The sequence below is a fragment of the Erythrobacter sp. genome, assembly GCF_039988855.1.
GTDB lineage: Bacteria > Pseudomonadota > Alphaproteobacteria > Sphingomonadales > Sphingomonadaceae > Erythrobacter.
Genome location: NZ_JBDXIY010000016.1, coordinates 296,461 through 318,860, shown reverse-complemented (window position 1 = coordinate 318,860; position 22,400 = coordinate 296,461). Strand labels below are relative to the sequence as shown.

General features: G+C 53.5%; 26 protein-coding genes. 14 read left to right on the top strand and 12 right to left on the bottom strand.

All coding sequences use genetic code 11. The annotated features are described in order from the left end of the window. Positions 1-79 precede the first annotated feature (79 nt). Entirely contained in the window at positions 80-1,366 is a 1,287-nt protein-coding gene (mnmE, locus tag ABJ205_RS09205) for a tRNA uridine-5-carboxymethylaminomethyl(34) synthesis GTPase MnmE (RefSeq protein WP_348154905.1), read from the bottom strand. A 60-nt stretch (positions 1,367-1,426) separates the two neighbouring features. Beyond that, a complete protein-coding gene (locus ABJ205_RS09200) occupies positions 1,427-1,696 on the bottom strand; it encodes a DUF6489 family protein (RefSeq protein ID WP_348154902.1) in 270 nt (89 codons plus the stop codon). Positions 1,697-1,822: 126 nt separating this feature from the next. Here ABJ205_RS09200 and ABJ205_RS09195 point away from each other — a divergent pair, with 126 nt between their 5' ends. Further along, entirely contained in the window at positions 1,823-2,242 is a 420-nt protein-coding gene (locus tag ABJ205_RS09195) for a nuclear transport factor 2 family protein (protein WP_348154899.1), read from the top strand. A gap of 94 nt (positions 2,243-2,336) precedes the next feature. Here the strand turns inward: ABJ205_RS09195 and rho are convergent, their stop codons facing one another. From rho to hemE, 3 genes are all read right to left on the bottom strand, one after another. Beyond that, on the bottom strand, positions 2,337-3,602 hold the full coding sequence (gene rho / locus ABJ205_RS09190) for a transcription termination factor Rho (RefSeq protein ID WP_348154897.1): 1,266 nt from the start codon (positions 3,600-3,602) through the stop codon (positions 2,337-2,339). Positions 3,603-3,841: 239 nt separating this feature from the next. Beyond that, positions 3,842-4,294 carry a CopD family protein gene (locus ABJ205_RS09185; protein WP_348154895.1) on the bottom strand — a complete coding sequence of 151 codons (453 nt, stop codon included), beginning with the start codon at positions 4,292-4,294 and terminating at the stop codon, positions 3,842-3,844. Between the two features lie 4 nt (positions 4,295-4,298). After that, on the bottom strand, positions 4,299-5,315 hold the full coding sequence (hemE, locus tag ABJ205_RS09180) for a uroporphyrinogen decarboxylase (protein ID WP_348154892.1): 1,017 nt from the start codon (positions 5,313-5,315) through the stop codon (positions 4,299-4,301). Between the two features lie 346 nt (positions 5,316-5,661). On the opposite strand from hemE, the gene ABJ205_RS09175 reads away from it, so the two are divergent. From ABJ205_RS09175 to ABJ205_RS09130, 10 genes are all read left to right on the top strand, one after another. After that, entirely contained in the window at positions 5,662-6,507 is an 846-nt protein-coding gene (locus ABJ205_RS09175; RefSeq protein ID WP_348154889.1) for a pyruvate, water dikinase regulatory protein, read from the top strand. A gap of 10 nt (positions 6,508-6,517) precedes the next feature. Further along, positions 6,518-7,108 (top strand): nucleoside triphosphate pyrophosphatase, encoded by a 591-nt coding sequence (locus ABJ205_RS09170; protein WP_348154886.1) that lies wholly within the window; start codon positions 6,518-6,520, stop codon positions 7,106-7,108. Then, the gene (gene aroE / locus ABJ205_RS09165; protein WP_348154883.1) at positions 7,105-7,968 is read left to right on the top strand and encodes a shikimate dehydrogenase; all 864 of its coding nucleotides are present in this window, start codon (positions 7,105-7,107) and stop codon (positions 7,966-7,968) included. The genes ABJ205_RS09170 and aroE overlap by 4 nt, the downstream gene beginning before the upstream one ends. Then, positions 7,965-8,567 carry a dephospho-CoA kinase gene (gene coaE, locus ABJ205_RS09160; protein ID WP_348154881.1) on the top strand — a complete coding sequence of 201 codons (603 nt, stop codon included), beginning with the start codon at positions 7,965-7,967 and terminating at the stop codon, positions 8,565-8,567. The genes aroE and coaE overlap by 4 nt, the downstream gene beginning before the upstream one ends. Positions 8,568-8,627: 60 nt before the next feature. After that, positions 8,628-9,335, top strand: a complete 708-nt coding sequence (gene dnaQ / locus ABJ205_RS09155; RefSeq protein ID WP_348155049.1) for a DNA polymerase III subunit epsilon — start codon at positions 8,628-8,630, stop codon at positions 9,333-9,335. Positions 9,336-9,365: 30 nt separating this feature from the next. Continuing rightward, a complete protein-coding gene (gene raiA / locus ABJ205_RS09150; RefSeq protein WP_348154879.1) occupies positions 9,366-9,929 on the top strand; it encodes a ribosome-associated translation inhibitor RaiA in 564 nt (187 codons plus the stop codon). Between the two features lie 194 nt (positions 9,930-10,123). After that, on the top strand, positions 10,124-10,588 hold the full coding sequence (locus ABJ205_RS09145) for a PTS sugar transporter subunit IIA (RefSeq protein ID WP_348154876.1): 465 nt from the start codon (positions 10,124-10,126) through the stop codon (positions 10,586-10,588). After that, on the top strand, positions 10,578-11,048 hold the full coding sequence (locus ABJ205_RS09140) for a PaaI family thioesterase (RefSeq protein ID WP_348154873.1): 471 nt from the start codon (positions 10,578-10,580) through the stop codon (positions 11,046-11,048). Before ABJ205_RS09145 ends, ABJ205_RS09140 begins: the two co-directional genes overlap by 11 nt. Positions 11,049-11,056: 8 nt before the next feature. Further along, on the top strand, positions 11,057-11,392 hold the full coding sequence (locus ABJ205_RS09135; protein ID WP_348154871.1) for a DUF1491 family protein: 336 nt from the start codon (positions 11,057-11,059) through the stop codon (positions 11,390-11,392). Positions 11,393-11,605: 213 nt separating this feature from the next. Next, the gene (locus tag ABJ205_RS09130) at positions 11,606-12,283 is read left to right on the top strand and encodes a cell wall hydrolase (RefSeq protein ID WP_348154868.1); all 678 of its coding nucleotides are present in this window, start codon (positions 11,606-11,608) and stop codon (positions 12,281-12,283) included. Between the two features lie 71 nt (positions 12,284-12,354). Here the strand turns inward: ABJ205_RS09130 and xth are convergent, their stop codons facing one another. From xth to ABJ205_RS09115, 3 genes are all read right to left on the bottom strand, one after another. After that, the gene (xth, locus tag ABJ205_RS09125) at positions 12,355-13,161 is read right to left on the bottom strand and encodes an exodeoxyribonuclease III (protein WP_348154866.1); all 807 of its coding nucleotides are present in this window, start codon (positions 13,159-13,161) and stop codon (positions 12,355-12,357) included. Positions 13,162-13,212: 51 nt separating this feature from the next. Then, positions 13,213-13,542, bottom strand: coding sequence for an iron-sulfur cluster insertion protein ErpA (gene erpA / locus ABJ205_RS09120; protein WP_348154863.1), 330 nt, complete (start codon positions 13,540-13,542; stop codon positions 13,213-13,215). An 83-nt stretch (positions 13,543-13,625) separates the two neighbouring features. Next, on the bottom strand, positions 13,626-14,057 hold the full coding sequence (locus ABJ205_RS09115) for a CBS domain-containing protein (RefSeq protein ID WP_348154861.1): 432 nt from the start codon (positions 14,055-14,057) through the stop codon (positions 13,626-13,628). 135 nt (positions 14,058-14,192) lie between these two features. Here ABJ205_RS09115 and ABJ205_RS09110 point away from each other — a divergent pair, with 135 nt between their 5' ends. Further along, positions 14,193-14,507, top strand: coding sequence for a hypothetical protein (locus tag ABJ205_RS09110; protein WP_348154858.1), 315 nt, complete (start codon positions 14,193-14,195; stop codon positions 14,505-14,507). Here ABJ205_RS09110 and ABJ205_RS09105 read toward each other — a convergent pair. From ABJ205_RS09105 to ABJ205_RS09090, 4 genes are all read right to left on the bottom strand, one after another. Continuing rightward, positions 14,504-16,654 (bottom strand): S9 family peptidase, encoded by a 2,151-nt coding sequence (locus tag ABJ205_RS09105; RefSeq protein ID WP_348154855.1) that lies wholly within the window; start codon positions 16,652-16,654, stop codon positions 14,504-14,506. The genes ABJ205_RS09110 and ABJ205_RS09105 overlap by 4 nt on opposite strands. A 64-nt stretch (positions 16,655-16,718) precedes the next feature. Further along, positions 16,719-17,192, bottom strand: a complete 474-nt coding sequence (locus ABJ205_RS09100) for a DUF2497 domain-containing protein (protein ID WP_348154852.1) — start codon at positions 17,190-17,192, stop codon at positions 16,719-16,721. 42 nt (positions 17,193-17,234) lie between these two features. Further along, positions 17,235-18,737 (bottom strand): TolC family outer membrane protein, encoded by a 1,503-nt coding sequence (locus ABJ205_RS09095; RefSeq protein ID WP_348154849.1) that lies wholly within the window; start codon positions 18,735-18,737, stop codon positions 17,235-17,237. Beyond that, on the bottom strand, positions 18,722-19,336 hold the full coding sequence (locus ABJ205_RS09090; protein ID WP_348154847.1) for a protein-L-isoaspartate O-methyltransferase: 615 nt from the start codon (positions 19,334-19,336) through the stop codon (positions 18,722-18,724). The genes ABJ205_RS09095 and ABJ205_RS09090 overlap by 16 nt, the downstream gene beginning before the upstream one ends. A 222-nt stretch (positions 19,337-19,558) precedes the next feature. Here ABJ205_RS09090 and fumC point away from each other — a divergent pair, with 222 nt between their 5' ends. Both fumC and ABJ205_RS09080 read left to right on the top strand, forming a co-directional pair. Next, the gene (fumC, locus tag ABJ205_RS09085; protein WP_348155046.1) at positions 19,559-21,007 is read left to right on the top strand and encodes a class II fumarate hydratase; all 1,449 of its coding nucleotides are present in this window, start codon (positions 19,559-19,561) and stop codon (positions 21,005-21,007) included. A gap of 124 nt (positions 21,008-21,131) precedes the next feature. Continuing rightward, positions 21,132-22,391, top strand: a complete 1,260-nt coding sequence (locus ABJ205_RS09080) for a histidine kinase (RefSeq protein ID WP_348154845.1) — start codon at positions 21,132-21,134, stop codon at positions 22,389-22,391. Positions 22,392-22,400 lie beyond the last annotated feature (9 nt).

The following is a 22,400-nucleotide window of genomic DNA, read 5'->3' as shown; positions in this document are numbered from 1 at the left end:
CGTCAAAGACCTAATGGCGCAAAACTGTTTCACGTGAAACACAAGCGTTCAACTCGGTGTTACGGCCAAGGCTGTCTAACTACTTGCCAATGCAAAAACGGCCAAACAGCGCATCCAGCATATCTTCTGTCGAAGTGCGACCGATGAGGCGGTCGAATGCGAGGCGAACGCTGCGCAAATCCTCTCCAATTAGGAGGAAATCACCCTGCGCTTTGGCCGATACCACTGCGTCATGCGCCTCGATCAACCTCTTGCGCTGCCTTGCGTTCAATGTTGCCTCGCCCGGCTTAGGAAGCTTGCCCCGACCAAAAACGACCAAAACATCCTTCAGATCAGCCAACCCCTCGCCCGTTTTCGCCGAAACGCGGTGATTGGCGCTAGGTTTTGCCACAAAATCTGAACAATCAGATCGCGCCGCAACTTCCCATGCACCATCAGGGCCCTCCCCCTCTGCGCCAAGCCACAGGACGAGGTCTGCGCGGTCAAACTCATCATTTGCGCGGCGGATACCGATTGTTTCGATCTCATCGATTCCTTCTGAGCGCAATCCGGCAGTGTCGATGAAGACAAATGGAACACCGCTGATTGCTACACTGCGTTCAATTACATCACGCGTTGTGCCGGCAATTGAGGAGGTGATTGCTGCCTCACTCTCCACCAGCGCATTAAACAGAGTAGATTTCCCAGAATTTGGCGGTCCCGCAAGGACAATCCGCAAACCCTCTTTCAACCGCTCAGAGCGTGGCCGCATTAGCCATTCTTCCAGTGACGAAGTCAATTTATCGATGTTTTGAGCAAAAGACGAAGGCAGATCGCTCACATCGTCCTCGTCAGAGAAATCGAGCGCGGCCTCGATTTGGGCAGAAAGATGCAAGACCTGCTCTCGCCAGCCTTCGACCTTGTTCGAAATTGCGCCGCTTACGCTGCGTATGGCGGCCGCGCGCTGCAATTCGGTTTCCGCCTCTAGGAGATCCGCAAGCCCTTCAGCCTGCGCCAAATCTATCCGTCCATTTGCAAAGGCGCGGCGGGTGAACTCGCCTTCTTGGGCTGGGCGAAGGCCATCCATCGTCCCTAACGCCTCGCACACAGCGGTAAGGACAGCGCGGCCTCCATGACAATGAAGTTCAGCCAAATCCTCGCCAGTCGCAGTCTCTGGCCCCGGAAACCACAAAACAAGCGCCTCATCGAGAGTTTCGCCTGCATTATCCCGCAATTTGGCCAAAGACGCACGCCGCGGTTCAACATCACGGCCTATCAAGGTCAGCAAAGCAATCCCTGCTTTTGAACCGCTAACCCGGATAACACCGATCGCTGCTGGTGGAGCACCGCTCGAAATGGCAAAAATGGTGGGCAGGTCGCCGCTCATCTTACTGACACTCGCCCCAGCAGCTTTGTTCTAACAAAATGACTCTAACCCGCACATAATTCAGTCGTCAGAGCCGCCTTTTGATTTTCCGCCGCCAACACCGGCCCCGCGCATGCCGCCCTCAACAAAGCTCTGGAACATCTTGAGACCCATTTGGCCCATAGGCGCCAACGCAGAAGCGTATTCTTGCAATTGTGCAGGGTTTTGAACGCCCTTCATCGCTTTTGTGATGCTCTCAACGTACATGCTGTTTGCTTCTGATACATCAGGAAGGCCTAGGAATTCGCGCGCCTCCTGGGGTGTGCAATCAAATTCTATGTTCACCTTCATCACACTCTCCCTTATTCCCGCGGCCTGCTGTTCTTGCGCTTTGGCCAACAACACATTTGGGTTTGCATCAAGAGCCAAGCAATGGCTAGGCTTGATTCTCTTTAGATTGGACCAAGCGAGATATTGATGACCCAAACCGCCGCTAAGCAGCCCTCACCCGCTATTGCCGGCCTTGCGCATTGGCATGAGGTTCTTGCTGGGGGCAGCAGTATCGAAGGTCTCACCTCAATCCTACACGATGATGTGGTGTTTCATTCGCCGGTTGTTCACACACCGCAAAAGGGTCGGAAAATCACGACAGCCTACCTTTCTGCTGCAGGCAAAACACTTGGAAATGAGAGTTTTGAATATCTTCGCGAGGTCGCAAGCGGCCATTCAGCCATGCTTGAATTCCAGACTGTGATGGAAGGGATTCAGGTAAACGGGGTCGATATCATCACCTTTGATGACGACGGAAAAATCACTGATTTCAAAGTGATGGTCCGCCCACTCCAAGCAGTTAACAAGGTTTGGGAGATGATGGGCGCGCAGCTTAAGAAAGGCTAGGACAAGCCTCAATTCAGCTCCGCATCATCGCTCGACCCGGACGAACCCGCATCGCCGCTTCTGTACTTTTGGGCCCTATCTCAAGGGCGCTGCCCTACTGGTTCATCGTATCGAAGAAATCTTCGTTTGTTTTGGAATCCTTCATCTTATCTAGGAGGAATTCCATCGCATCTACGGTGCCCATCTGCATGAGGATGCGGCGAAGGACCCACATTTTGGACAGCTTGTCCTTCTCGACCAGCAATTCTTCCTTACGCGTACCCGATTTGCCCACATCAAGCGCTGGGAAGATGCGTTTGTCGGATACCTTGCGATCAAGGACGATCTCGGAGTTACCTGTGCCCTTAAACTCTTCGAAGATAACTTCATCCATCCGGCTACCAGTATCGATCAGAGCGGTTGCGATGATAGACAGCGAACCCCCTTCTTCGATGTTACGCGCTGCACCAAAGAAACGTTTGGGACGTTGGAGCGCGTTTGCATCCACACCGCCTGTAAGAACTTTACCTGATGATGGCACCACAGTGTTGTAAGCACGGCCAAGGCGCGTGATGGAATCGAGCAGAATAACTACGTCATTCTTGTGTTCAACCAGTCGTTTGGCCTTTTCGATAACCATTTCAGCAACTTGAACGTGGCGCGTTGCGGGTTCGTCAAAGGTTGAAGAAATCACCTCACCTTTAACGCTGCGCTGCATATCGGTGACTTCTTCGGGGCGTTCGTCAACCAGAAGAACCAATAAGAACACCTCTGGATGGTTGTCGGTGATCGCTTTGGCAATGTTTTGGAGAAGAACCGTTTTACCAGTACGCGGCGGTGCCACGATCAGTGCACGCTGGCCTTTACCTTGCGGCGAAATGATGTCGATCACGCGGGCCGATTTGTCCTTTACCGTCGGGTCAAGCGTATCGAGGCTCAATTTCTCGGTCGGGTAAAGCGCGGTGAGGTTATCGAAGTTCGTGCGCATACGAACCGCATCAGGATCTTCGAAGTTGACCGTGCTGAGGCTGGTCAAAGCAAAGTAGCGTTCCCCGTCTTTAGGTGCGCGAATTTCGCCTTCGACTGTATCGCCCGTGCGAAGACCCCATTTGCGGATCTGGTTTGGCGAAATGTAGATATCGTCGGGACCCGCAAGATAGTTTGCTTCGGGAGAACGCAGAAAACCAAAGCCATCTTGCAGCACTTCAATAGTGCCGATGCCCATAATTTTCTCTTCATATTCCTCATCTTCGGCAAGCTCGCGCAGGATTGAGAACATAAGATCTTGTCGGCGCATGGTAGAGGCGCCTTCAACACCAAGCTCTTCCGCCATGGCCACAAGATCTGCTGGAGTGCGTGCTTTTAAGTCTTTGAGATGCATGAGAAACAATATTCCAAATCATAAGGACGCATGGATTACAATGCGCCAGGGGATGACCGGTTGTCAGTACCTCTTTGAAAGAGGTGCCTTGTCTTATTGAAGAGACGATAGGCTGGGCTTGGAGAAAGCAGACTGCCCGCGCTTAAACGGCGCGAACTGACCGGTTGAGTGCTTAGCGAAATACGGGCCCAGAGCGCTGCGGTCAATCCACCAATCGCGAACAAACGCAAATTGGCGGATCAGGCCAAATAAATCCGCCCCAAATATAGCACGACGATAATCAAAATGAGCAAAATTCCGGGAATCTCACCCGCCAAACGCAATGTCTTCTCACTCAATGGCCGTTCGCCCCGTGCCATCTTCTTTGTCTGACCAACGAGCCAGCCATGATAGCCGGTCAAGGCCAACACCAGTGTGATCTTGATATGCAGCCACCCAGACGCAAATATCTCCATCGCAAAGGCTTGTGTGAGGCCAAGGATCCAGACCACGAGCATACTCGGGGTAAGGATGATTTTCCTCAAAAGACCCATGCGATGCGCCCACAAGGCTTCTTCGGGTGATCCAGGGGCTGCGCTGTGTAAATAAATGCATTGGCGCGGCAACATGAACAGACCAGCCATCCAAAACACCATGAAAATCACATGGCCTGCGGTCAGCCATGGGTAAATTGTCAAAAGCACCTCTTGCATAAAATCAGCCTCGGACTGCTTTCAAAAGGGTTACGACATGTTCAATCGGAGTAAACTGGCCGATGCCGTGACCAAGATTGAACACATGCGGACGATCTTCAAACGCTTTGAGGACAGTTTTCACACGCTTGCCCAGCATGTCACCGCCTGCTTCGACCAAAAGCGGATCGAGATTGCCTTGGACCGGCATACCCTCTGGAAGCTGCGCATTGGCCCAATCAGGATCAAGCGATTCATCAAGACCAACCGCATCAACGCCAGTTTCGCGCGCATAAGATGGCAGCTTCTCCCCTGCCCCCTTTGGAAAACCGATTACCGGTGTATTAGGGTGGCTTTCCTTGATCGCAGCCGTGATTTTCGCATTAGGGGCAATGACCCAGCGTTCAAATTCATCGGGCGCAAGGCTCCCTGCCCAGCTGTCGAACAGTTGTACCGCCTCTGCCCCTGCATCGATTTGCCCGCGCAAATAAGTAATCGAAACATCGGCAATCGCATCGCAGATTGCTTGGAAACGCTTCGGATCTTGATAAGCCAAAAGGCGCGTCTTGCCCTGATCCTTCGATCCTTCACCCGCCACCATATACGTCGCAACAGTCCACGGAGAGCCTGCAAAACCAAGCATCGTCACCTGATCCGAAATTTGCGTCCTTGTCTTTCGCACGGTCTCATAAATGGGATCAAACCGATCAAATTGCGCCGTGAAACTCTCAAGCTGGGTTTCGAGCAACGTCGGGCTAAGTTTAGGCCCCTCGCCTGCAAGAAACTCAAGCCCTTGTCCCATCGCATGAGGTACAATGAGGATATCAGAAAACAGGATCGCTCCATCAAATCCGAAACGCTTGATAGGTTGAACCGTGATTTCAGCCGCAGCATCGCTGTCGTAAACTAACGCGAGAAAGCCTCCCTTTTGAGCACGAAGCTCACGATACTCAGGAAGATAACGACCCGCTTGGCGCATAAGCCAAACAGGGGCGATTTCTTGGCGGTTCCCTTTTAGGGTTTCGAGCAATGGGCCGGGCATGAGGGTCCTCTAAACTAATAAATAATATTATTAAAAGGATTGATGGAGTCTGTTGGTCCTGTGGATATCGGGAATTACCGGAGTTTCCCCTACACTGCCGGAATAATTTGATCAGATCTGCTCATTGCGAATCCGCCAAGCTGTGTGGTCAAGCGCAATCTATCCCCAATCTTCCCAAGCTGTGCACATTCGCCAAATTGTGTTGAGAAATACCCATAAGAAAATCGCGGTAATGGGTAGGAAAACCTGTCCCTAGCTTGTCGACGGCTCTCTCCCGTGGTTTATGCGCATATCTGTCCACAAGCAGCGTCCACGAACAACACCGGGCACAAACGCGAATCGTCTTATGAGCCGCCTCAACCTTCATTTAGTCTCAGATTCCACGGGTGAAACGCTCGAAATGATCGCCAAAGCTGCGCTTGCGCAGTTTGATGATCCGGATGTGAGCAGGCATTTTTGGCCTATGGTGCGATCGCGCCAGCATTTGGACCGCATTGTGCCAGATCTGGCTGATAATCCGGGCCTTGTTTTGTTCACTCTGGTCAATCCGGATACCCGCGCCCGGCTAGAAGAGCATTGCAGGCACCTTGGTCTGCCTGCGGTGCCGGTTTTGGACCAAGTTACCGCTGCGCTTGAATCGCAATTGGGTCAACAAGCCCATGGGCGTCCCGGTCGTCAGCACTTGATGGATGAGGACTATTTTAAACGGGTTGATGCGATCCAGTTCACGATTGCTCACGATGACGGAGTGGGATGGGAGAATTGGGAAGAAGCCGATATCGTCCTCGCTGGCGTATCGCGCAGTTCAAAGACCCCAACCAGCATCTATCTTGCCAATCGCGGATATAAGACCGCCAACATTCCGCTTGTTGTCGAAAGCCCCCCACCAAAAGCCCTGTTTGGTTTGCGCCATCCACTTGTTGTCGGTCTTACCACCGCGCCAGAACGATTGGTTCAGATCCGCCGCAATCGGTTGTTGTCGCTCAATGAAGGCACAAAGACTTCTTACGTCGATAATGACAAGGTGAAGGATGAGCTGACCTTTGCGCGCCGAATGTTTGCCGACAATGGTTGGCCTGTCATTGATGTGACCCGCCGTTCTATCGAAGAAAGCGCGGCTGCGATCATTCGCCTTGTGCAAGAGCGGCAACGTAAAGACCGCCGGGTCGACGGGGTTAGCAAGCCGATATGATTGGGCCGATATGACCAATTTAATACTCGCATCCAAATCAGCTTCACGCCGGGCGATGCTTGATGCTGCAGGCGTAGACTATGAAGCGATCCCAGCAGATGTTGATGAGCGCGGCATTGAAGAGGGTTTGAAAGCCTCCTCTCCCTCCGAAATTGCCGAAGCGCTTAGCGTTGCGAAGGCCGCAGATGTTGCAAAAGATCACCCGCAAAGCGTCGTTCTTGGAAGCGATTCACTTGTGGTTGTCGATGGGGTGCGTTTTGATAAACCATCCTCGCGCGAGAACGCCCGCGAACACCTCAATTTCTTTTCCGGCAAAACAATCGAACTGCACAGCGCTGCTGCATTGGTGCGCGGTGGCGGATGCGAATGGAGCCATCAAGATTGCGCCTCCTTGAAGGTGCGCGAGTTGTCGCCTGAATTTATCGAACACTATCTAAAGGCAGAATGGCCTCAAATTGGCTATACTGTGGGGTGTTTCCGGATAGAGGCCATGGGGGTTCAATTGTTTGAACGCATTGAAGGCGATCAATTCACAGTCCTGGGCATGCCCCTTCTCGCAGTGCTGGGCGCTTTGCGCGAGCAAGGGCTGCTTGTTGCATGAGTCTCATGACCCCGCGAGCCCATGTGATTGGCGATCCAATCGCCCATTCCAAATCACCTCTCATCCATGGTTTTTGGCTCGAAAAACTCGGAATTGCCGCGGAATATGTGCGCGTGCATGTGACCTCTGAAGAGCTCGCCAAATATATTGCCGCCTCGAAAGCCGACCCGCGATGGATAGGCAGCAATGTCACGATGCCGCACAAACAGGCAATTATCCCATTACTGGACCGGCTTCACCCATTGGCAAAAAAATTGGGCGCGGTGAATACAGTGGTCCGGGCCAAAGATGGCGCGCTTGTGGGCTACAACACCGATACGGATGGTTTCTTGGAGCCTTTGCGCGAAGTGCTTGGAAAACAACATTTGTTCCGCATGGCGCGTATTCTAGGGACAGGCGGCGCAGCCAGAGCCATTATCGCAGGTTTGGCAGACCAAGGCTTCACATTGGTTGTTGCCGGCCGCAATCCCGATAAGGCGCGAGACCTTCTCGATGAGCTCGCACCCAAGGGAGAGCATCATGCGATATCTCTCGATCATTTTGCACAAGCGACCGATTTCACCTTCGATGATCGGGATCAGTGTTTTGACCTTGTCGTCAATGCATCGCCTTTGGGAATGTTGGGGAACCCGCCCCTTGCCTTTGATTGGAGTCATGCGCCGCCGGGCAGTGTTGCCTATGATATTGTGACCAGCCCTCTTGATACGCAATTCCTGAAGAATGCGCGCGATGCAGGTTTTGAGACGATTAATGGCTATGCGATGCTCATTGGCCAGGCCGCAACTGCGTTTGAAAAGTTCTTTGGCAAACCGCCTCCTCGCGAATACGATGCTGAATTGATGGAAATTTTGACGGCATGAAGAACAGTTCGTCTGGACCCAAAATCATTGGTCTCACCGGTTCAATCGGAATGGGCAAATCAACGGTCGCCGCCATGTTTGAACGTGCTGGCATCCCGGTTTTTGACGCCGATGCAGAGGTGCGCGCGATTCAGGGGCCCGGCGGGGATCTTGTGCCTGCCATCGAAACGGCCTTTCCAGGCTCAACTGGCCCAGAAGGCGTGAACCGAGATGCTCTCGGCAAGCTCGTTTTTGCCGATAAGGAGAAGCTCGCCACATTAGAGGCAATTGTTCATCCTGCGGTCGGTCTCAAACGGGCGCAGTTTTTGGAGGAACATGCACAAACTGAGCTGATTCTTTTTGACATCCCGCTTCTTTTTGAAGGCGGCGGTCATGCGATTGTAGATCACGTGGTGGTGGTTTCTGCACCAGCAGATGTTCAAAGAGAACGGGTTTTAGCCCGGCCCGGTATGACGCCGGAGAAATTTGAGCACGTCTTGGGACTTCAAACCCCTGATGCAGAGAAGCGCGAACGAGCCGATCATATTATCGACACCGGGCTAAGCCTTGAAGAAACAAGGCAGCAAGTGCGCGCCTTAATTGAGGCGCTCACTGCTTGATCTAAACTCCCTCACCCAAAGCCCTTGCGCAATCACTCTCTTGGGACGATAGTCATGCAAATGCGCGAAGTGATATTCGATACAGAAACGACCGGTCTGGACCCCAAAACCGGGGATCGCATGGTCGAAATTGGCTGTGTTGAAATGATAGACCGGGTTGAAACCGGCAATAGCTATCACGCCTATTATAACCCAGAACGCGATATGCCTGCTGCTGCCGAGGCGGTGCACGGGCTTTCGGCGGATTTCCTATCGGGAAAGCCGTTATTCTCTGAAACTGCTGACGAATTGCTTGAGTTTCTCGGTGATGCCCCACTTGTGGCCCACAATGCCGCATTCGATTTTGGCTTTCTTAACACAGAGCTTGAGCGGATTGGGCGTGAGCCGATTTCGATGGATCGGATGGTTGATACGGTTGCCATCGCTCGCAAGAAACACCCCGGCGCCAAGCTCTCGCTTGATGCTCTTTGCACGCGCTACGGCGTGGATCGCAGTCACAGGGTGAAGCACGGGGCGTTGCTCGACGCAGAGCTACTCGCTCAAGTCTATGTTGAACTCAACGGCGGGCGCCAGATCGGTCTTGAATTGGCTGCCAAAGCCGAAGATTTGAAAGAACAAGATGGACCTGACAACGCGCACAATACTGTGGTCGCGTCCAAGGCAAAGGGCCCACGAAGAGAGCCCCGCCCTCACACTGCGAGCGCCGTAGAATTGGCGCGTCATGAGGAATTTGTCGCCGGGATCAAGGAAGCGATCTGGACGCAATGAATTGAACAACAAATTGGAGGATCAGCGAAAATGGAAATGCGTATCTCAGGCCATCAGGTCGAAACAGGTGCCGCCCTCCAAGAACATGCATCTGATAGGCTCGGTGGGGTTGTTGAAAAGCACTTTGATCGCGCCCTTTCTTCCCATGTGACCTTTGGCAAGGGTCCAGGAAGTGCTTTCACCTGCGACATCGTCTTGCATGTGATGCAGGGTCTGATCCTAAAGGCGCAAGGTCGCGCTCATGATGCGCATCAAGCCTTGGAAGATGCAGCCACAAAGATTGAGAAACAGCTGCGCCGATACAAAAGGCGCCTCAAAGATCGCCACGAACAAGCGCTTCACGCAAGAGCAGAAGAAGAGGCGGCCTACACCATCTTTGCTGTTGATGATGAGGTTGAAGAAGTCGTTGTCGACGCTCCGCCTATTATTGCTGAAACAAGTGTCGATGTTCCAGAAAGCAGTGTCGCAGATGCCGTGATGATGCTCGATTTGCGCAATACACCTGCATTATTTTTTAAAAATGCTGGAACTGGACGACATAATATGGTCTATCGCCGCGCCGACGGGTCGATTGGATGGGTTGAACCCAACTAAGATCTTTGAGGTAGGATATTCAGGTAGAATACCAGGAAATCTGAAAAAGGCGGTTAGGATCCGCTTTGAATATCAGATGATCCAAACCAAAAATGTGGGCCGAAGCGCGCGCCATAATTGCGGCACTATTGCTCGTTATTGACAGATTTCACTGTTCTCTTGGGGGAGGGAGCACACAATTTTTTGAGAAGTACATGGACGTGAATATTACAGTTCAGCCCGAAGCGATTGCGCTTTCACGTGCTGAATCCAGCCAACAGATACTAAACCACATCTCTGACCTATTTTCCTCTGTCTACGGATTAGATGGGGGCGATGTGCTTGATGGTATGGAACAGCGTGAAGCGTTGGGCAGCACTGGTTTTGGCCGCGGTGTAGCCATTCCCCATTGCCGTCTTTCCTCAGTAACGCGTCCGACATTGGCTGTGCTCAAGCTCGAACATCCAGTGGACTTTAAAGCGGCAGACGCGGTGCCTGTGACTATCGCTTTTGGACTTGTTTCCCCTGAGAATGCAGGCGCAACACACCTTCACGCTTTGGCTGCGATTTCGCGACTGATGCGTGATGAAAACATGCTTAATGCGCTTGGTGAAGCGCCTGATTCTGAAGCAATTTATGCGCTACTCACCAATCAATTCCTAGGCCGTGATGCCGCCTAAGGAGACAGGAACCAAGCACGCTGGAGCGCAGCAACATTACCGTGCGCTCGAGCGGCTCTATACCTCTGCTCCTGTCAACTCCCTGTTCAAGTCAAAGCTCGAAATCGCAAGTGAAGGCGCCTCAAGGCTGACTTTCACGATCTCAAAAGACGTCTACCACGCGGCGGGCGCGGCGCATGGTACGATCTATTTCAAGATGCTTGATGATGCAGCATTTTACGCTGCGAACACATTGGCAACCGACACATTCCTTCTCACAACCAGCTTCAACCTGCACTTTACAAAACCTGTGCGCGATGGCGAAGTTGTGGCCGAAGGCAAATGGGTCAGCGGCAAACGCCGCGTGATGGTTGCCGAATCGCGCTTGGTGGACGCTGAGGGCGAAGAAATTGGCCGCGGAACCGGCACATTTATGCGTTCGCGCATCCCGCTATCCAGCCTGCCCGGATATGTGAGCTGAGGCGCGGGATGAGCGAAAGGCTCCCTGCTCATCTTGAAATCTCCAGTATGATTCGTCTTGCCGAAACAAATGGCGGCTTTGCTATGGTTCTGGCTAAAGGTGAGCGTGATGCAGGTACTATCCTCATTGTAAGTATGTTTCGCGGGGAAGATACGCGGCTTTACGAAAGGATGCCGCAATTGGATGGAACACGGCCTTTCGTGCTTACGAAATCACAAGACATTGAAAAACCGAAAGAATTCGATGAGTATATTTCACGTAGGCGCAGCCAAGACCCAGATATTTGGGTCTTGGAGGTGGATATCGACAATCCAGAACGGTTCATCGCGCTTTTGCCGAAGTGATGCAGCGTTAACTTGACATGGTTTCGTTTGACACTATTTGGCCCTCAGCTTCCAGATGCGCAGGCCTTGGTAAGAGCAATTCAGCTCAGTCAATGGCACGCAGACGGGGGGTCAGCCGGCAGGCTTTTGAACCATCTCTCCAAACTCGCGATATAATCGCACTTCAGGTTCCGCCTGCGTCTGGGCTCGCTCACCGCACAAAAAGATAAGTACATGAGTCGGAAGACTTATTCATACAGCGCGCTCGCCATTGTTGCGGTCGCCGGATTGAGTTTCTCCAGCGCTGACGGCGCTGAGGCCATCGCACAAGACGCTCTTACTCAAGAGAGCGACGTGGTTGTCGAAGGCCAGACAACAGAGGCTGATACGATTGAGATCGTACCTCAAACCTCTACGAATCCAGAAATCACTTTTGTGACCAATGAAGTGGTCCAACCGGTTGCTGAGCCTTTGACTGCGGCAAATGTTGAAGGGTCTTCTTTGCGCGAGCTTGTCTCGGGTATGGATAAAGATGCTCAGCTAACCGAGCAGCTGCGCTGCCTTGCGGGCGCTGTTTACTTCGAGGCACGCGGTGAGCCGCTCGATGGCCAGCTTGCTGTTGCAGAAGTTGTCATCAACCGCGCCCAAGATTCGCGTTGGCCCGCAAGCTATTGCGGCGTCGTTCATCAACGCGCGCAATTCTCATTCGTTCGCGGCGGTAAAATGCCTGCAATCAACACGTCGAAAGCCACTTGGCATCGTGCCAAGGCTGTCGCGCGCATTGCTCATGAAAACCTCTGGCAATCAGAGGCGAATGAAGCAGTTTATTTCCATGCAAAATATGTGCGCCCTGCGTGGAGCCGGAAGAAAACCCGCGTTACGCAGATCGACACACACGTATTCTATCGCTGATCATTGCATCAGCTGATGGCTTAAGGCCCCGTCCTCACCCCCCGAGGGCGGGGTCCTTTTGTTGTTCTCTTCTAGTCGCGCAAAATCGCCCATGTTGGCGCGTGATCGCTTGCCTTTTCGCGCCCACGGTGTTCGCGGTCGACGCCAACTGCGTCCAATCGGTCGGCCAATTCAGGTGAAAGCAGGATGTGATCAATGCGAAAGCCGTGATCGCGTTGCCATGCACCTGCTTGATAATCCCAATAGGTCCACACCCCGCCGCGCGGATTGAGTGTGCGAACCGCATCCGTCCAACCATCCGTCAAAAGGCGGCTGTATGCTGCGCGCGATTCCGGTTGCATTAGGGCATCCGAGGCCATGGCTTTCACGGCATAAACATCATCGTCTTGTGGGATAACATTGTAGTCTCCCAAAATGGCTGCGGGTACTTCCTCTGACCAGATCTGGGCCATGCGGGTGCGCAGCTTTTCCATCCACGCAAGTTTGTAATCAAATTTGGGTCCGGGTAGGGGGTTTCCGTTGGGTAAGTAGATGCACACAATGCGCACCGTCACGCCATCTTTGGTCACATCTGCTTCCAAGTAGCGAGATTGCTCGCCCTCGCCGTCCTTGGGTCCATCAATACCAAGACCGCGTTGAACCTCGCTCAGCGAATATCCGGCATTGGTATCAACAAGGATGGCGACGCCGTTGAACGATTTCTGCCCGTGCCAGATAAGCGAATAACCAAGCGCTTCGAATTCATGAGCGGGGAAATCTTTATCCTGGCTCTTTATCTCTTGAAGACAGGCGACACTCGGCCGCGTTTCTTCGAGCCATTCCTTGAGCCTGGGTAGGCGCGCCTTCACGCCGTTGATGTTGTAAGTGGCAATTTTCATGCGCCTATCCATGACGGATCAGCGGCGCCTCGTCCATTACTCGAACGCAGATTAAATGCCGAAACTCGACCCGCAGCCACAGCCGGCCGCCGCATTTGGGTTCTCAACACGGAACGCCGCGCCGCCCAAAGATTCGACAAAATCAATGATGCTTCCGCCGACCAAATCGAGGCTAATCGGATCAACCACAAGTTTCACACCGTCGGTTTCGCTGATGCTATCATCGCTGTCCGCACCGTCCGCCAAATCAAATTTGTATTGGAAGCCCGAGCACCCGCCCCCTTCGACAGAAAGCCGCAGAATTGCAGGCTTCGTCTGTTTCTGCGCAATCAGAGCAACGCGCTTTGCCGCTGCAGAGGTAAGGGTGAGTGTTTGAGCCATAAGCAACACTTAAGTCTCGCGGGGCCAATCCTCAAGGGTAGGGATCAGTTTAGACGGTTTTCCCGCTTAAACGGTCTGCAGGCTCAGACAGTTTGAATGTAGTCACGCAAAGCCGCTGCTTCGTGCTCAACTTCGTCAATCTTATCTTTCACCAAGTCGCCGATGGAAACAAACGCCACAAGCGCTTCTCCTTCGACTACAGGAAAATGCCTGAAACGGCGTTTGGTCATAAGCGCCAATGCATCGTCAATTGTTGTCGATGCTTCAATCGTCACCGCAGGCGATGTCATTATCGCTTCGACTGGACCATCCAAACACGCCGGACCTACGCTTGCGAGTCGGTAAATGATGTCGCGTTCAGATACGATTCCTGCGACCTTTCCACCGCGCAGGACAGGCAAAGCGCCGATCCTCTTTCCTGCAAGCATACCAATGACTTCATTGACGGGTGTCATCACATCGCAGGAGATAATGTCCGTTCCATCCCGATCACCAATGATTTTCGCAATTGTCATGGTCGCCTCCTCTTCACCTCAAGAAAATGCCATCAATTGGCTGAAATTGCCAGTCCACTAGGGTTTAAACCTAATTGTGAGCCTCTTCGTACCTCTACCATTGCAATGGCCCGTGGTCGGGAGCATGGAGTTGAAATGGCCAATAAGTCCCCTCTCGATGACCCTCAAAACGCAGCTCACGCTTGGGCGCGCTACCGCCGGATTATGCGTGTTTTGATGTTAGCGACAATTGTGACTGTCTTGATCGCAGTCGGCCTTTTGTATGCCTATAATGGCGCGATTTCCGTCCATTTTTACATCGCAACCGCGCTTGGCATTAGCTTTACAATGCTTCTGGGCGGCGGCTTGATGGGCTTGGCGTTTCTATCAAACGGAACAGGCCACGACGAATCGGTCGATAACCGCCTGCCTGACCCTGATGAACTGTGGTCGCCTAAGGACGAAAATTAGTTTTCGTCCGAGGTCGCGTCGGCCGGTTTTAACCAGCGATCAAGCCAAGCAAATACAGTTTCGTGCCATTGCAGCGAGTTTGCTGCGCCTAGTACCCAGTGATTTTCATCTGGGTAAACCAGCAATTGCGATGGGATGCCGCGCTCTTGCAGAGCTGTGAAGCTTTGTAATCCTTGCGTGTAAGGCACGCGGAAATCGCGTTCTCCCGTTACCACCAACATTGGTGTTTGCCATTTGTCGACGTGGTTGACGGGGTTCCACTTCTCGTAGGTTTCCAAGTTTTCTGCATAAGAGCCACCAAAGTCCCAGCGCGGAAACCACAACTCTTCGGTAGAATAATAGAAGCTGCGCATGTCGAACAGGCCATCGTGCTGGATGAGGCAATCGAACCGATCTGGCCAATTGCCAGCGATCCAATTGACCATGTAGCCGCCGTAACTGGCCCCCATGGCGCAGGTGCGTTTCCCATCGATTTGCTCGTCGAGCTTAAGCGCAGCGACCAGGCCCTTTTGCAAATCTTCCAAAGGTTTGCCGCCCCAATCTCCATTGATTGAGTCCATGAAATCCTGCCCATATCCGGATGAGCCATGGAAATCGACGGAGATAACGGCGTAACCTTGGCTTGCAAGAACGCGCGGGTTCCAACGAGAAGACCAGCCATCAAGGAAAGAGCCTTGCGGCCCGCCGTGGATGTAAAGAATTGCCGGAATGGGGCCTTCTTGATTTTCCAAACGGGTAATCTGGCCCCAAACTGTGTCGCCCTGCGCGCCTTCAAAGCTGAACCGCGTTGTAACGGTCGAAGCCATGTCACCCATTCGCGATGTCACAATATCGGTAAGCGGTATCGCTTTTGTATCGTCTGCCGCGATGAACAGCTCTTTTGCGGAGCCAATGGAATCACGCGTGAACAACAGGCGATTGCCCATGATTGGGGTGAGGGCGCCAATATGCGCTTCATTGCCTGCGATCAGGTTGAGCTCAGTCACCGCCCCGCTCTTTGGATCAATGCGATAAGCCGGCACATCGAGTACATCGGTGGCTGTCGCGAAAAGCGACATTCCATCCTTGCTCCATGTAAGCCCGCCAAACGATAAATCGGTTTCCGCCGTGAGGGCACGGGTTTCCCCTGTCTCTAGATCGCGGAGTTGAACGACCATACGATCGGATTCATAGCCGGGCCGAGCCATCGCGAGATAGGCCAGATGCTTTCCATCAGGCGATGGCGCAGGGCTCGAATCGTGTGCTTCATTGGCCTTGGTTAGATCGGTTGGAGCGCCGCCGGAAAGGTCAGACCAATAAATATCGAGGTCGGTCGAGGTTGGCTCTTTGGCATCGGAGCTGCGCGCGACGAAGTAGAGACCCGAACCATCCGGTGCCCAAGCGATATCTTCACCGCCACCAAACGGCTTTGTTGGCGTGTTGCCAATGCCTATCCCGCCATCGGCTGGAACGCCGTCACCTGTGACTTCACCTTCCTCAAGGCCGAATACAAAGACACGGCTGAGGAGGTCTGGCTCAACCCAATGGTCCCAGTGGCGGTAGAAACCGCCATCACCTTGATAAAGGCGACCCGACCCGGTTGTTCCATCCTGTGGGGCACACCCAAACTGATCGCAATCGCGGCCAATTTCGGCCCAAAGCGCGATCTTGTCGCCGCTAGGGGCGATCTTGAAACCGGCGATATCGGTCCCTGTGAGATCGGCGACCGGCATCGGGCCGGTGACATTGCCATCCCCTTCGAGTGCCACCCGCCAAAGGCGTGAGCGGGGATCTGCATCTTCGTCAGTATGATTGGAGCTTAGGAAATAGAGGAAATTGTCAGGCCCAAAACTCAATGAATGACCAGAAAGACCCAATTCAATTTTAACCGGCTCAGAACCGGGGTTCTCAAGGTCGAGGAGGTAATGCTTGGGCGCTCTCTCCAGGGTTTTTGGATCAGTGTACGTGACTGAATAGACTGCATACCGCCCAAGTGGTGTGACGGTCGGTGCACCAAGGCGCGGCATTGTAATCAAATCGCGCGCCGACATGGCTGGCTTGGTTAAGCCGAGCACGGTGTTGTTCTCAGCGTGATTGTCAGCTGCAAGCGGAGCGGTAAGGAGAAGCGGAGCAGCCCATAAAAGGCGCGATTTTTTGATCAGTCCCATGGGCCGCAGGCTAACGCCATTACCCAAAGGTTTCCAGCGAAACCGAAGTTCCGAATAGCGATCTTTAGTTTCGTTTACCCGCGATCCGAGCGATTTCTGCCTGTACAAGCTTTTCGACCATGCCAGGCAAATTCTTATCAAGCCATTCTGCGAGCATTGGGCGCATCAATTCACGGGCCATTCCTTCAAGCGATGTTTCGCCAGAACGAACGATTTGCGGCTTTGCAGGGGGTTCTGCCAGCATGGCGAGGGCCGCGAGGTTTTCTTGCATCGCGCCGCGTGTCTCTTCGGCAATTAGAGAATCGCTTTCACAGTCTTCAAAGTCGACAACATCGGCCAACTCAAGTTCACCCAGATCGAGCACTTCATCCTTGGATGCGGTGTTTGTTTCGCCACTGGCGGGGTTTGCCGTCAATTCTTCCGCTTCATCGCGTTTGCGACGCTTGGCATCAGCGTTGGAGGCGCGGCTGTCACGCTCCATCACGTTTTTGATCGATTCAAGGATCTCTTCGACCGAAGGTTCGCCGTTCTTACCCAAGTTCTTGCCCCAATTTTCGCGTTAACCATTACGAATCGCGGATTACGGCGTCTCGCTAGGCTCTATTACTGGCCCTATGAAAGCTTCAGCGGCCTCAATGTCAACGGTTCTCGTCGATTTTGGTTCGGGTTCTGGGTCGCGGTCCCAATCCCAAAACTTGCCGCGCACTCGCTCGTAATTGACTTGCGGGTCGTAAAGTGGCCCGCCTGTATCAAGGTTAAGATCGCGTGCTTCTGCTCGGCCCATAGCGGCAAGGAGCGTGAACCCTGCGACATAGGCATTTCGGCGTGCAGTCACGAGGTTGGCCCGTGCAGACAAGAGCTCCTGCTCGGCATTGAGAACGTCGATGATTGTGCGATTCCCGATCGAATTTTCGGCGCGTACGCCCTCAAGGCTGACTTCCGCAGCTTCGACGGCGGCTTTCGAGCTTTCGATCACTGCGTTGGAGGCCTGCCAGCTTGAATAAGCAGACCGTGTTTGTTGGATCACATTGCGTTCTGCAGCAATCACTTGCTCAAGCGCAGCGGATTCGCGCGCGCCAGCTTGGCGTTGACGGGCGGCGGTAAGGCCGCCTTGGAATAAGGGAATGGTGAGCCGGACACCGGCATTGGCGGTGGTTTCGTTTTGCGCAAACTGGGCTGCGACTGGACCGCCAAGTGTGCCGAAGAAGTTGCTGTAATCTCCGTTGGCAAAAAGGCCGATTGTCGGAAGGCGTCCTGAGCCTGCGACTTCTGTGTCATATCCCGCGGCTATGGCGCGCTCTTTTGCAGCAATCAGATCAGGGTTGTTATCAAGCGCAGTCACAACGGCCATGCCAACCGTTTCGGGAAGACCCGGTAGAGGCGGCGGCGCTTCAAGTTCGGTTGGCGCCCGCCCAACAAGCTCAATGTAGGTTTCACGAGCATTGACTTGGTTTGCATAGGCGGTGCGCAAATCGCCTTGTGCGACCGCGAGACGAGAACCCGCCTGAGCAACATCGGTCCGCGTAAGGTCACCGATTTCAAACCTGTCGCTTGTTGACTGGAAGGTCACTTCGAGCACTTCGACTTGATTGGTGGCGAGTTGAGTTAAGGCTTCGGTGCGCAACACGTCCATATAGGCTGCGACGGTTTGGCTGAAAATTGAGCTTTCCGTGCCTCTTAGGTCAGCTTGACCCGCTTCGACGCGCTCTTTCGCTGCGCGAATGCCATTGCGCACCGCTCCGCCAGAGTAAATTGGCACTGATAAAAGCGCATTTACGCCCAAATTGCGCGTTGGCGCGTTAAATGAGTTTGCCGATTGACGTAAGAATTCAATGTGGGTTGCTGTTGCATTCAAACTGGGAAGACCCGGGGCGCGTTGGATCGGTACATTCTCATCTTCAGCGCGCTGTGTGGCGCGCGCGCCTTCAAGGGTTGGGTTGGTGTTATAGGCCGACGCCAACGCGTCACGCAGCGTGTCTGCGTGCGCGGTACTCGCTCCCATCAACAGGGCCAGGGCGCTTGTGCAAGAGGCGACTTTGATGGCCTGGAAAGAACGGGCTTTGATTGTCACGAAAAGGTCCATCCTTTGGATTTTTCAAATGCGCGCAGCACAGGAATTCCAAGGTCTTCGACAGGCTCAAGCGAGAGGTGACCCACCACTTTGCGGCCAGAGGCGAGGCGTGTGACGCCGCGAAGGACTAGGCCTGTGATTACCGTGCCTTCTTCTTCAAGTGCGTCGATTAAACCGTCAGAAAGACCCTCAATCGCGCCATCGACAAGGATCATCGAATAGGTGCCTTTGAGTGCGGAGCCTTCGGCAGCATCCTTGGCCGAGATGACAGTCATCTCAGAAACCAATGGGCGCACGAGTTCGGCCATATAACCGGTCCCGCCTTCGACGATCAGGACGCGGTCAGAAGCGGTTGGCGCTGCTTCAAGCAAGAGCTTGCCATAGAATAGGGGTGACGCCAGGTGAGCGTCGGGCCCGATTGGAACGGAGCGATCAATGTAGGCAAGGCTTGCCTTGTCTTGCGGAAGAAATGCCTCGCGAGGGACGGTGTTCATACGGCGAAGTACAAACTCCTCGTTTACACCGCTGGTGCGAAGCTGGCTATCGATCATCGCTTTGCGTGCTGTTTCGGTGTTGGCGGTCTCAGTAAGTGACATGATGGTATCGCTCATAAATATCTTGGACTACTGTACTATCTCCATAATACAGCTCGTCAACCCTACTTAAACACGGTAGCCAAGACTTCCAAGTGAATAGGCAAGTCAATAGGTCAAACTGCGTGAGCTTCCCTTTGACCTGTCGCACTTTGGCGTCATATGGAGCGCTACGTATTCGCTAGGACTGTTGAGCAGGACCCTAGATCGACCGAACAATGGAGACATTCGATGAGTGACATGCCCAATTCTGATGCGCGCGCAGTGCACAATGACGGTTCCATCTTTGGTGCTACCGGTGAAGTGCGCATTGAGACCGACTCTTTGGGCGAAGTGGCCGTTCCCATCGATGCACATTGGGGTGCGCAATCCCAGCGCAGCCTGTACAATTTCGCTATTGGCACAGAGACGATGCCAGCGCCGCTGGTAAGAGCATTGGGAATTCAAAAGCAATCCTCCGCCCGCGCCAATATGGAGCTGGGTGTGCTGGCTGAGGAGATCGGCAATGCAATTGTCGAGGCCGCCGGCGAAGTGATTGACGGCACGCTTGCCGATCAATTCCCGCTTAGCGTGTGGCAGACGGGTTCGGGCACGCAGTCAAACATGAATGCCAACGAAGTGATTGCGAGCCGCGCGAACCAGATCTTGACTGGCGTGCATGGGGGTAAGGAGCCAGTACACCCCAATGATCACTGTAATATGGGGCAAAGCTCAAACGACACTTTCCCAACGGCTATGCATATTGCGGCAGGCTGTGAGACGATTGAACAGCTTATCCCAGCGCTTCAACATCTGCACGGTGCGCTTGATGCCAAGGCCAAGGCCTATGCCGATATCGTCAAGATTGGTCGCACACACTTGCAAGATGCAACGCCTTTGACCTTGGGACAGGAATTCTCGGGCTATGCCAAGCAGGTCGAATATTCGATAGCGCGAATTGAAAATGCTCTGCCTCGTGTCCTTGAACTTGCCCAGGGCGGCACTGCCGTTGGCACCGGCATCAATTCCAAAGCTGGTTTCGCTGAGAAGTTTGCGGCGCAGGTTGCCGATATTACAGGCCATTCTTTTGTCACGGCGCCGAACAAGTTTGAAGCGCTCGCCGCGCATGATGCGTTGGTTGAAATTGCAGGCGCATTGAATTCAACGGCTGTTAGCTTGATGAAAGTCGCCAATGACATCCGCCTTCTCGGCTCTGGCCCGCGTTCTGGATTGGGCGAGATTGCCCTCCCAGCCAACGAGCCGGGTTCGTCCATTATGCCAGGCAAGGTCAATCCAACCCAGTGTGAGGCGCTTACCATGGTCTGCGCGCAGGTCATGGGTAACGCCACGACGGTCAGCGTTGCTGGTTCACACGGGCACCTTGAGCTTAACGTCTTCAAACCGGTGATGATCTACAATGTGCTGCAATCGGTGCGCCTGCTCTCGGATGCGTCGCGTAGCTTTGCCGACAATTGCGTTGTCGGGATTGAGGCAAATACCGCCCGCATTGATCAGCTGATGAATGAAAGCCTTATGCTGGTCACCGCGCTTAACCCGCATATCGGATATGACAATGCGGCCAAGATTGCCAAGAAAGCTCACGCAGACGGTACGACCCTTAAAGAAGCCGCGCTTGAGCTTGGCCTTCTTACTGAAGAACAGTTTGTTCAGTGGGTGGTCCCTGCAGAGATGATCAAGCCGCGGGCCTGATAGACGACCTCTTACGCGATGTTGTAACAGTCGTTCAACGTTGCGCATCAATCGACCAAACGACCTCTAGCGCCGACGACCGGTTGGCGCTTTTGTTCGCAAAGCGCTATCTCGGCTATTCACTATGGATTTAAGCCAAACTCCAGAGATGCCCGCCAATCAAGGCTCGACGAGCGTACCGTTCCGCACAGTGTTCGTGTCGGTGGCTGTGCTGTGGGGTGCGTATTTCCTTCTGATCACCCTGCGTACCTATGTCTTTGAGTTAGACATGCAGGTGGAGATGGCTGCGAGGCGCTTCTTGGTGACGCTGGCAGGCATGGGGCTTACGCTTGTCTTGTGGGCAATTTTGAGGCTCGTCGATCGCAAGGCGATTTGGATCAAGATCACTGCGGCAAGCCTGTTTGCGATCCCCGTCGCGGTGGCGATTGGCCAAATAAACCACTTTGCCTTTCAGGATGTTCAATCGAAACTGGAACAGAAATTTGCCGAGGAGCGGGGCTTTCGTTTGGATGACCAAGGCAACCTTGTTTACGACCTCCCCGAAGGCGCATCGGTTCAGCCGCCCGGCCCGAAGGGTTTCAACTCCTTTGATAAGTCTGAATCGCTGTTGATTGTGTCCGCTGAGCAAACGAAAGGATCGTGGCGAGCGGTTTTGGAAATCGCGCTTGGCCGATATTTTCTTTTGCTCGCTTGGGCATCGACTTATTTTGCGCTTCTTGCCGTAATACAGGCGCGCGTTGCCGAAAGGCGCGAACAACAATTCCGCTCCGCTGCCAAAGCTGCAGAGCTAAGGTCTCTGCGCTATCAAGTGAACCCGCACTTCCTGTTTAACACGCTCAATTCCCTGTCTGCGCTGGTGATGACCGGCAAGGCTGACCGAGCTGAACGAATGATTCAAACCATCAGCCGCTTCTATCGTCATAGTCTCGCAGATGAGCCTACAAGCGATGTCACGCTCAGGGACGAGTTTGATCTGCAAAAGCTCTATCTCGACATTGAAGCGGTGCGTTTTCCGGAGCGGTTGAAGCCGGTTTTTGACTTGCCTGAAGAGTTGGAAGAGGCCCGTGTGCCCGGCATGATCCTTCAGCCTTTGGTTGAAAATTCGGTCAAATATGCGGTGTCTGCTGTAACACGCCCTGTGACTATCACTGTGGCAGCGCATGAAGAGTTCGACCGGCTGGTCATAACAATCAGCGATGACGGCCCGGGCGTGCCCGAGGGGGCACCGCATGGATTTGGAATTGGCCTTGCAAATGTAAGTGATCGCTTGGAAGCGCGCTTTGGTTCGGATATTGCTTTCACTTCAACCCCCATTCCGGGCGGCTATCGAACGCAAATTCGTATTCCGCTGTCCAGGCCCAGAGAAAATTCAAGCAAGAGGTGATTTTTTGGC

What these genes read in the sequence shown, in the direction of transcription:
- ABJ205_RS09090 (WP_348154847.1), bottom strand. Translation starts at nt 19,336, where the DNA reads ATGAGCGATACCATCATGTCACTTACTGAGACCGCCAACACCGAAACA.
- ABJ205_RS09105 (WP_348154855.1), bottom strand. Translation starts at nt 16,654, where the DNA reads ATGGGACTGATCAAAAAATCGCGCCTTTTATGGGCTGCTCCGCTTCTC.
- aroE (WP_348154883.1), top strand. Translation starts at nt 7,105, where the DNA reads ATGAGTCTCATGACCCCGCGAGCCCATGTGATTGGCGATCCAATCGCC.
- rho (WP_348154897.1), bottom strand. Translation starts at nt 3,602, where the DNA reads ATGCATCTCAAAGACTTAAAAGCACGCACTCCAGCAGATCTTGTGGCC.
- mnmE (WP_348154905.1), bottom strand. Translation starts at nt 1,366, where the DNA reads ATGAGCGGCGACCTGCCCACCATTTTTGCCATTTCGAGCGGTGCTCCA.
- ABJ205_RS09195 (WP_348154899.1), top strand. Translation starts at nt 1,823, where the DNA reads ATGACCCAAACCGCCGCTAAGCAGCCCTCACCCGCTATTGCCGGCCTT.
- hemE (WP_348154892.1), bottom strand. Translation starts at nt 5,315, where the DNA reads ATGCCCGGCCCATTGCTCGAAACCCTAAAAGGGAACCGCCAAGAAATC.
- ABJ205_RS09080 (WP_348154845.1), top strand. Translation starts at nt 21,132, where the DNA reads ATGGATTTAAGCCAAACTCCAGAGATGCCCGCCAATCAAGGCTCGACG.
- raiA (WP_348154879.1), top strand. Translation starts at nt 9,366, where the DNA reads ATGGAAATGCGTATCTCAGGCCATCAGGTCGAAACAGGTGCCGCCCTC.
- ABJ205_RS09175 (WP_348154889.1), top strand. Translation starts at nt 5,662, where the DNA reads ATGAGCCGCCTCAACCTTCATTTAGTCTCAGATTCCACGGGTGAAACG.
- coaE (WP_348154881.1), top strand. Translation starts at nt 7,965, where the DNA reads ATGAAGAACAGTTCGTCTGGACCCAAAATCATTGGTCTCACCGGTTCA.
- ABJ205_RS09115 (WP_348154861.1), bottom strand. Translation starts at nt 14,057, where the DNA reads ATGACAATTGCGAAAATCATTGGTGATCGGGATGGAACGGACATTATC.
- ABJ205_RS09135 (WP_348154871.1), top strand. Translation starts at nt 11,057, where the DNA reads ATGAGCGAAAGGCTCCCTGCTCATCTTGAAATCTCCAGTATGATTCGT.
- ABJ205_RS09200 (WP_348154902.1), bottom strand. Translation starts at nt 1,696, where the DNA reads ATGAAGGTGAACATAGAATTTGATTGCACACCCCAGGAGGCGCGCGAA.
- ABJ205_RS09110 (WP_348154858.1), top strand. Translation starts at nt 14,193, where the DNA reads ATGGCCAATAAGTCCCCTCTCGATGACCCTCAAAACGCAGCTCACGCT.
- dnaQ (WP_348155049.1), top strand. Translation starts at nt 8,628, where the DNA reads ATGCGCGAAGTGATATTCGATACAGAAACGACCGGTCTGGACCCCAAA.
- ABJ205_RS09140 (WP_348154873.1), top strand. Translation starts at nt 10,578, where the DNA reads ATGCCGCCTAAGGAGACAGGAACCAAGCACGCTGGAGCGCAGCAACAT.
- xth (WP_348154866.1), bottom strand. Translation starts at nt 13,161, where the DNA reads ATGAAAATTGCCACTTACAACATCAACGGCGTGAAGGCGCGCCTACCC.
- fumC (WP_348155046.1), top strand. Translation starts at nt 19,559, where the DNA reads ATGCCCAATTCTGATGCGCGCGCAGTGCACAATGACGGTTCCATCTTT.
- ABJ205_RS09170 (WP_348154886.1), top strand. Translation starts at nt 6,518, where the DNA reads ATGACCAATTTAATACTCGCATCCAAATCAGCTTCACGCCGGGCGATG.
- ABJ205_RS09130 (WP_348154868.1), top strand. Translation starts at nt 11,606, where the DNA reads ATGAGTCGGAAGACTTATTCATACAGCGCGCTCGCCATTGTTGCGGTC.
- ABJ205_RS09095 (WP_348154849.1), bottom strand. Translation starts at nt 18,737, where the DNA reads ATGGACCTTTTCGTGACAATCAAAGCCCGTTCTTTCCAGGCCATCAAA.
- erpA (WP_348154863.1), bottom strand. Translation starts at nt 13,542, where the DNA reads ATGGCTCAAACACTCACCCTTACCTCTGCAGCGGCAAAGCGCGTTGCT.
- ABJ205_RS09185 (WP_348154895.1), bottom strand. Translation starts at nt 4,294, where the DNA reads ATGCAAGAGGTGCTTTTGACAATTTACCCATGGCTGACCGCAGGCCAT.
- ABJ205_RS09145 (WP_348154876.1), top strand. Translation starts at nt 10,124, where the DNA reads ATGGACGTGAATATTACAGTTCAGCCCGAAGCGATTGCGCTTTCACGT.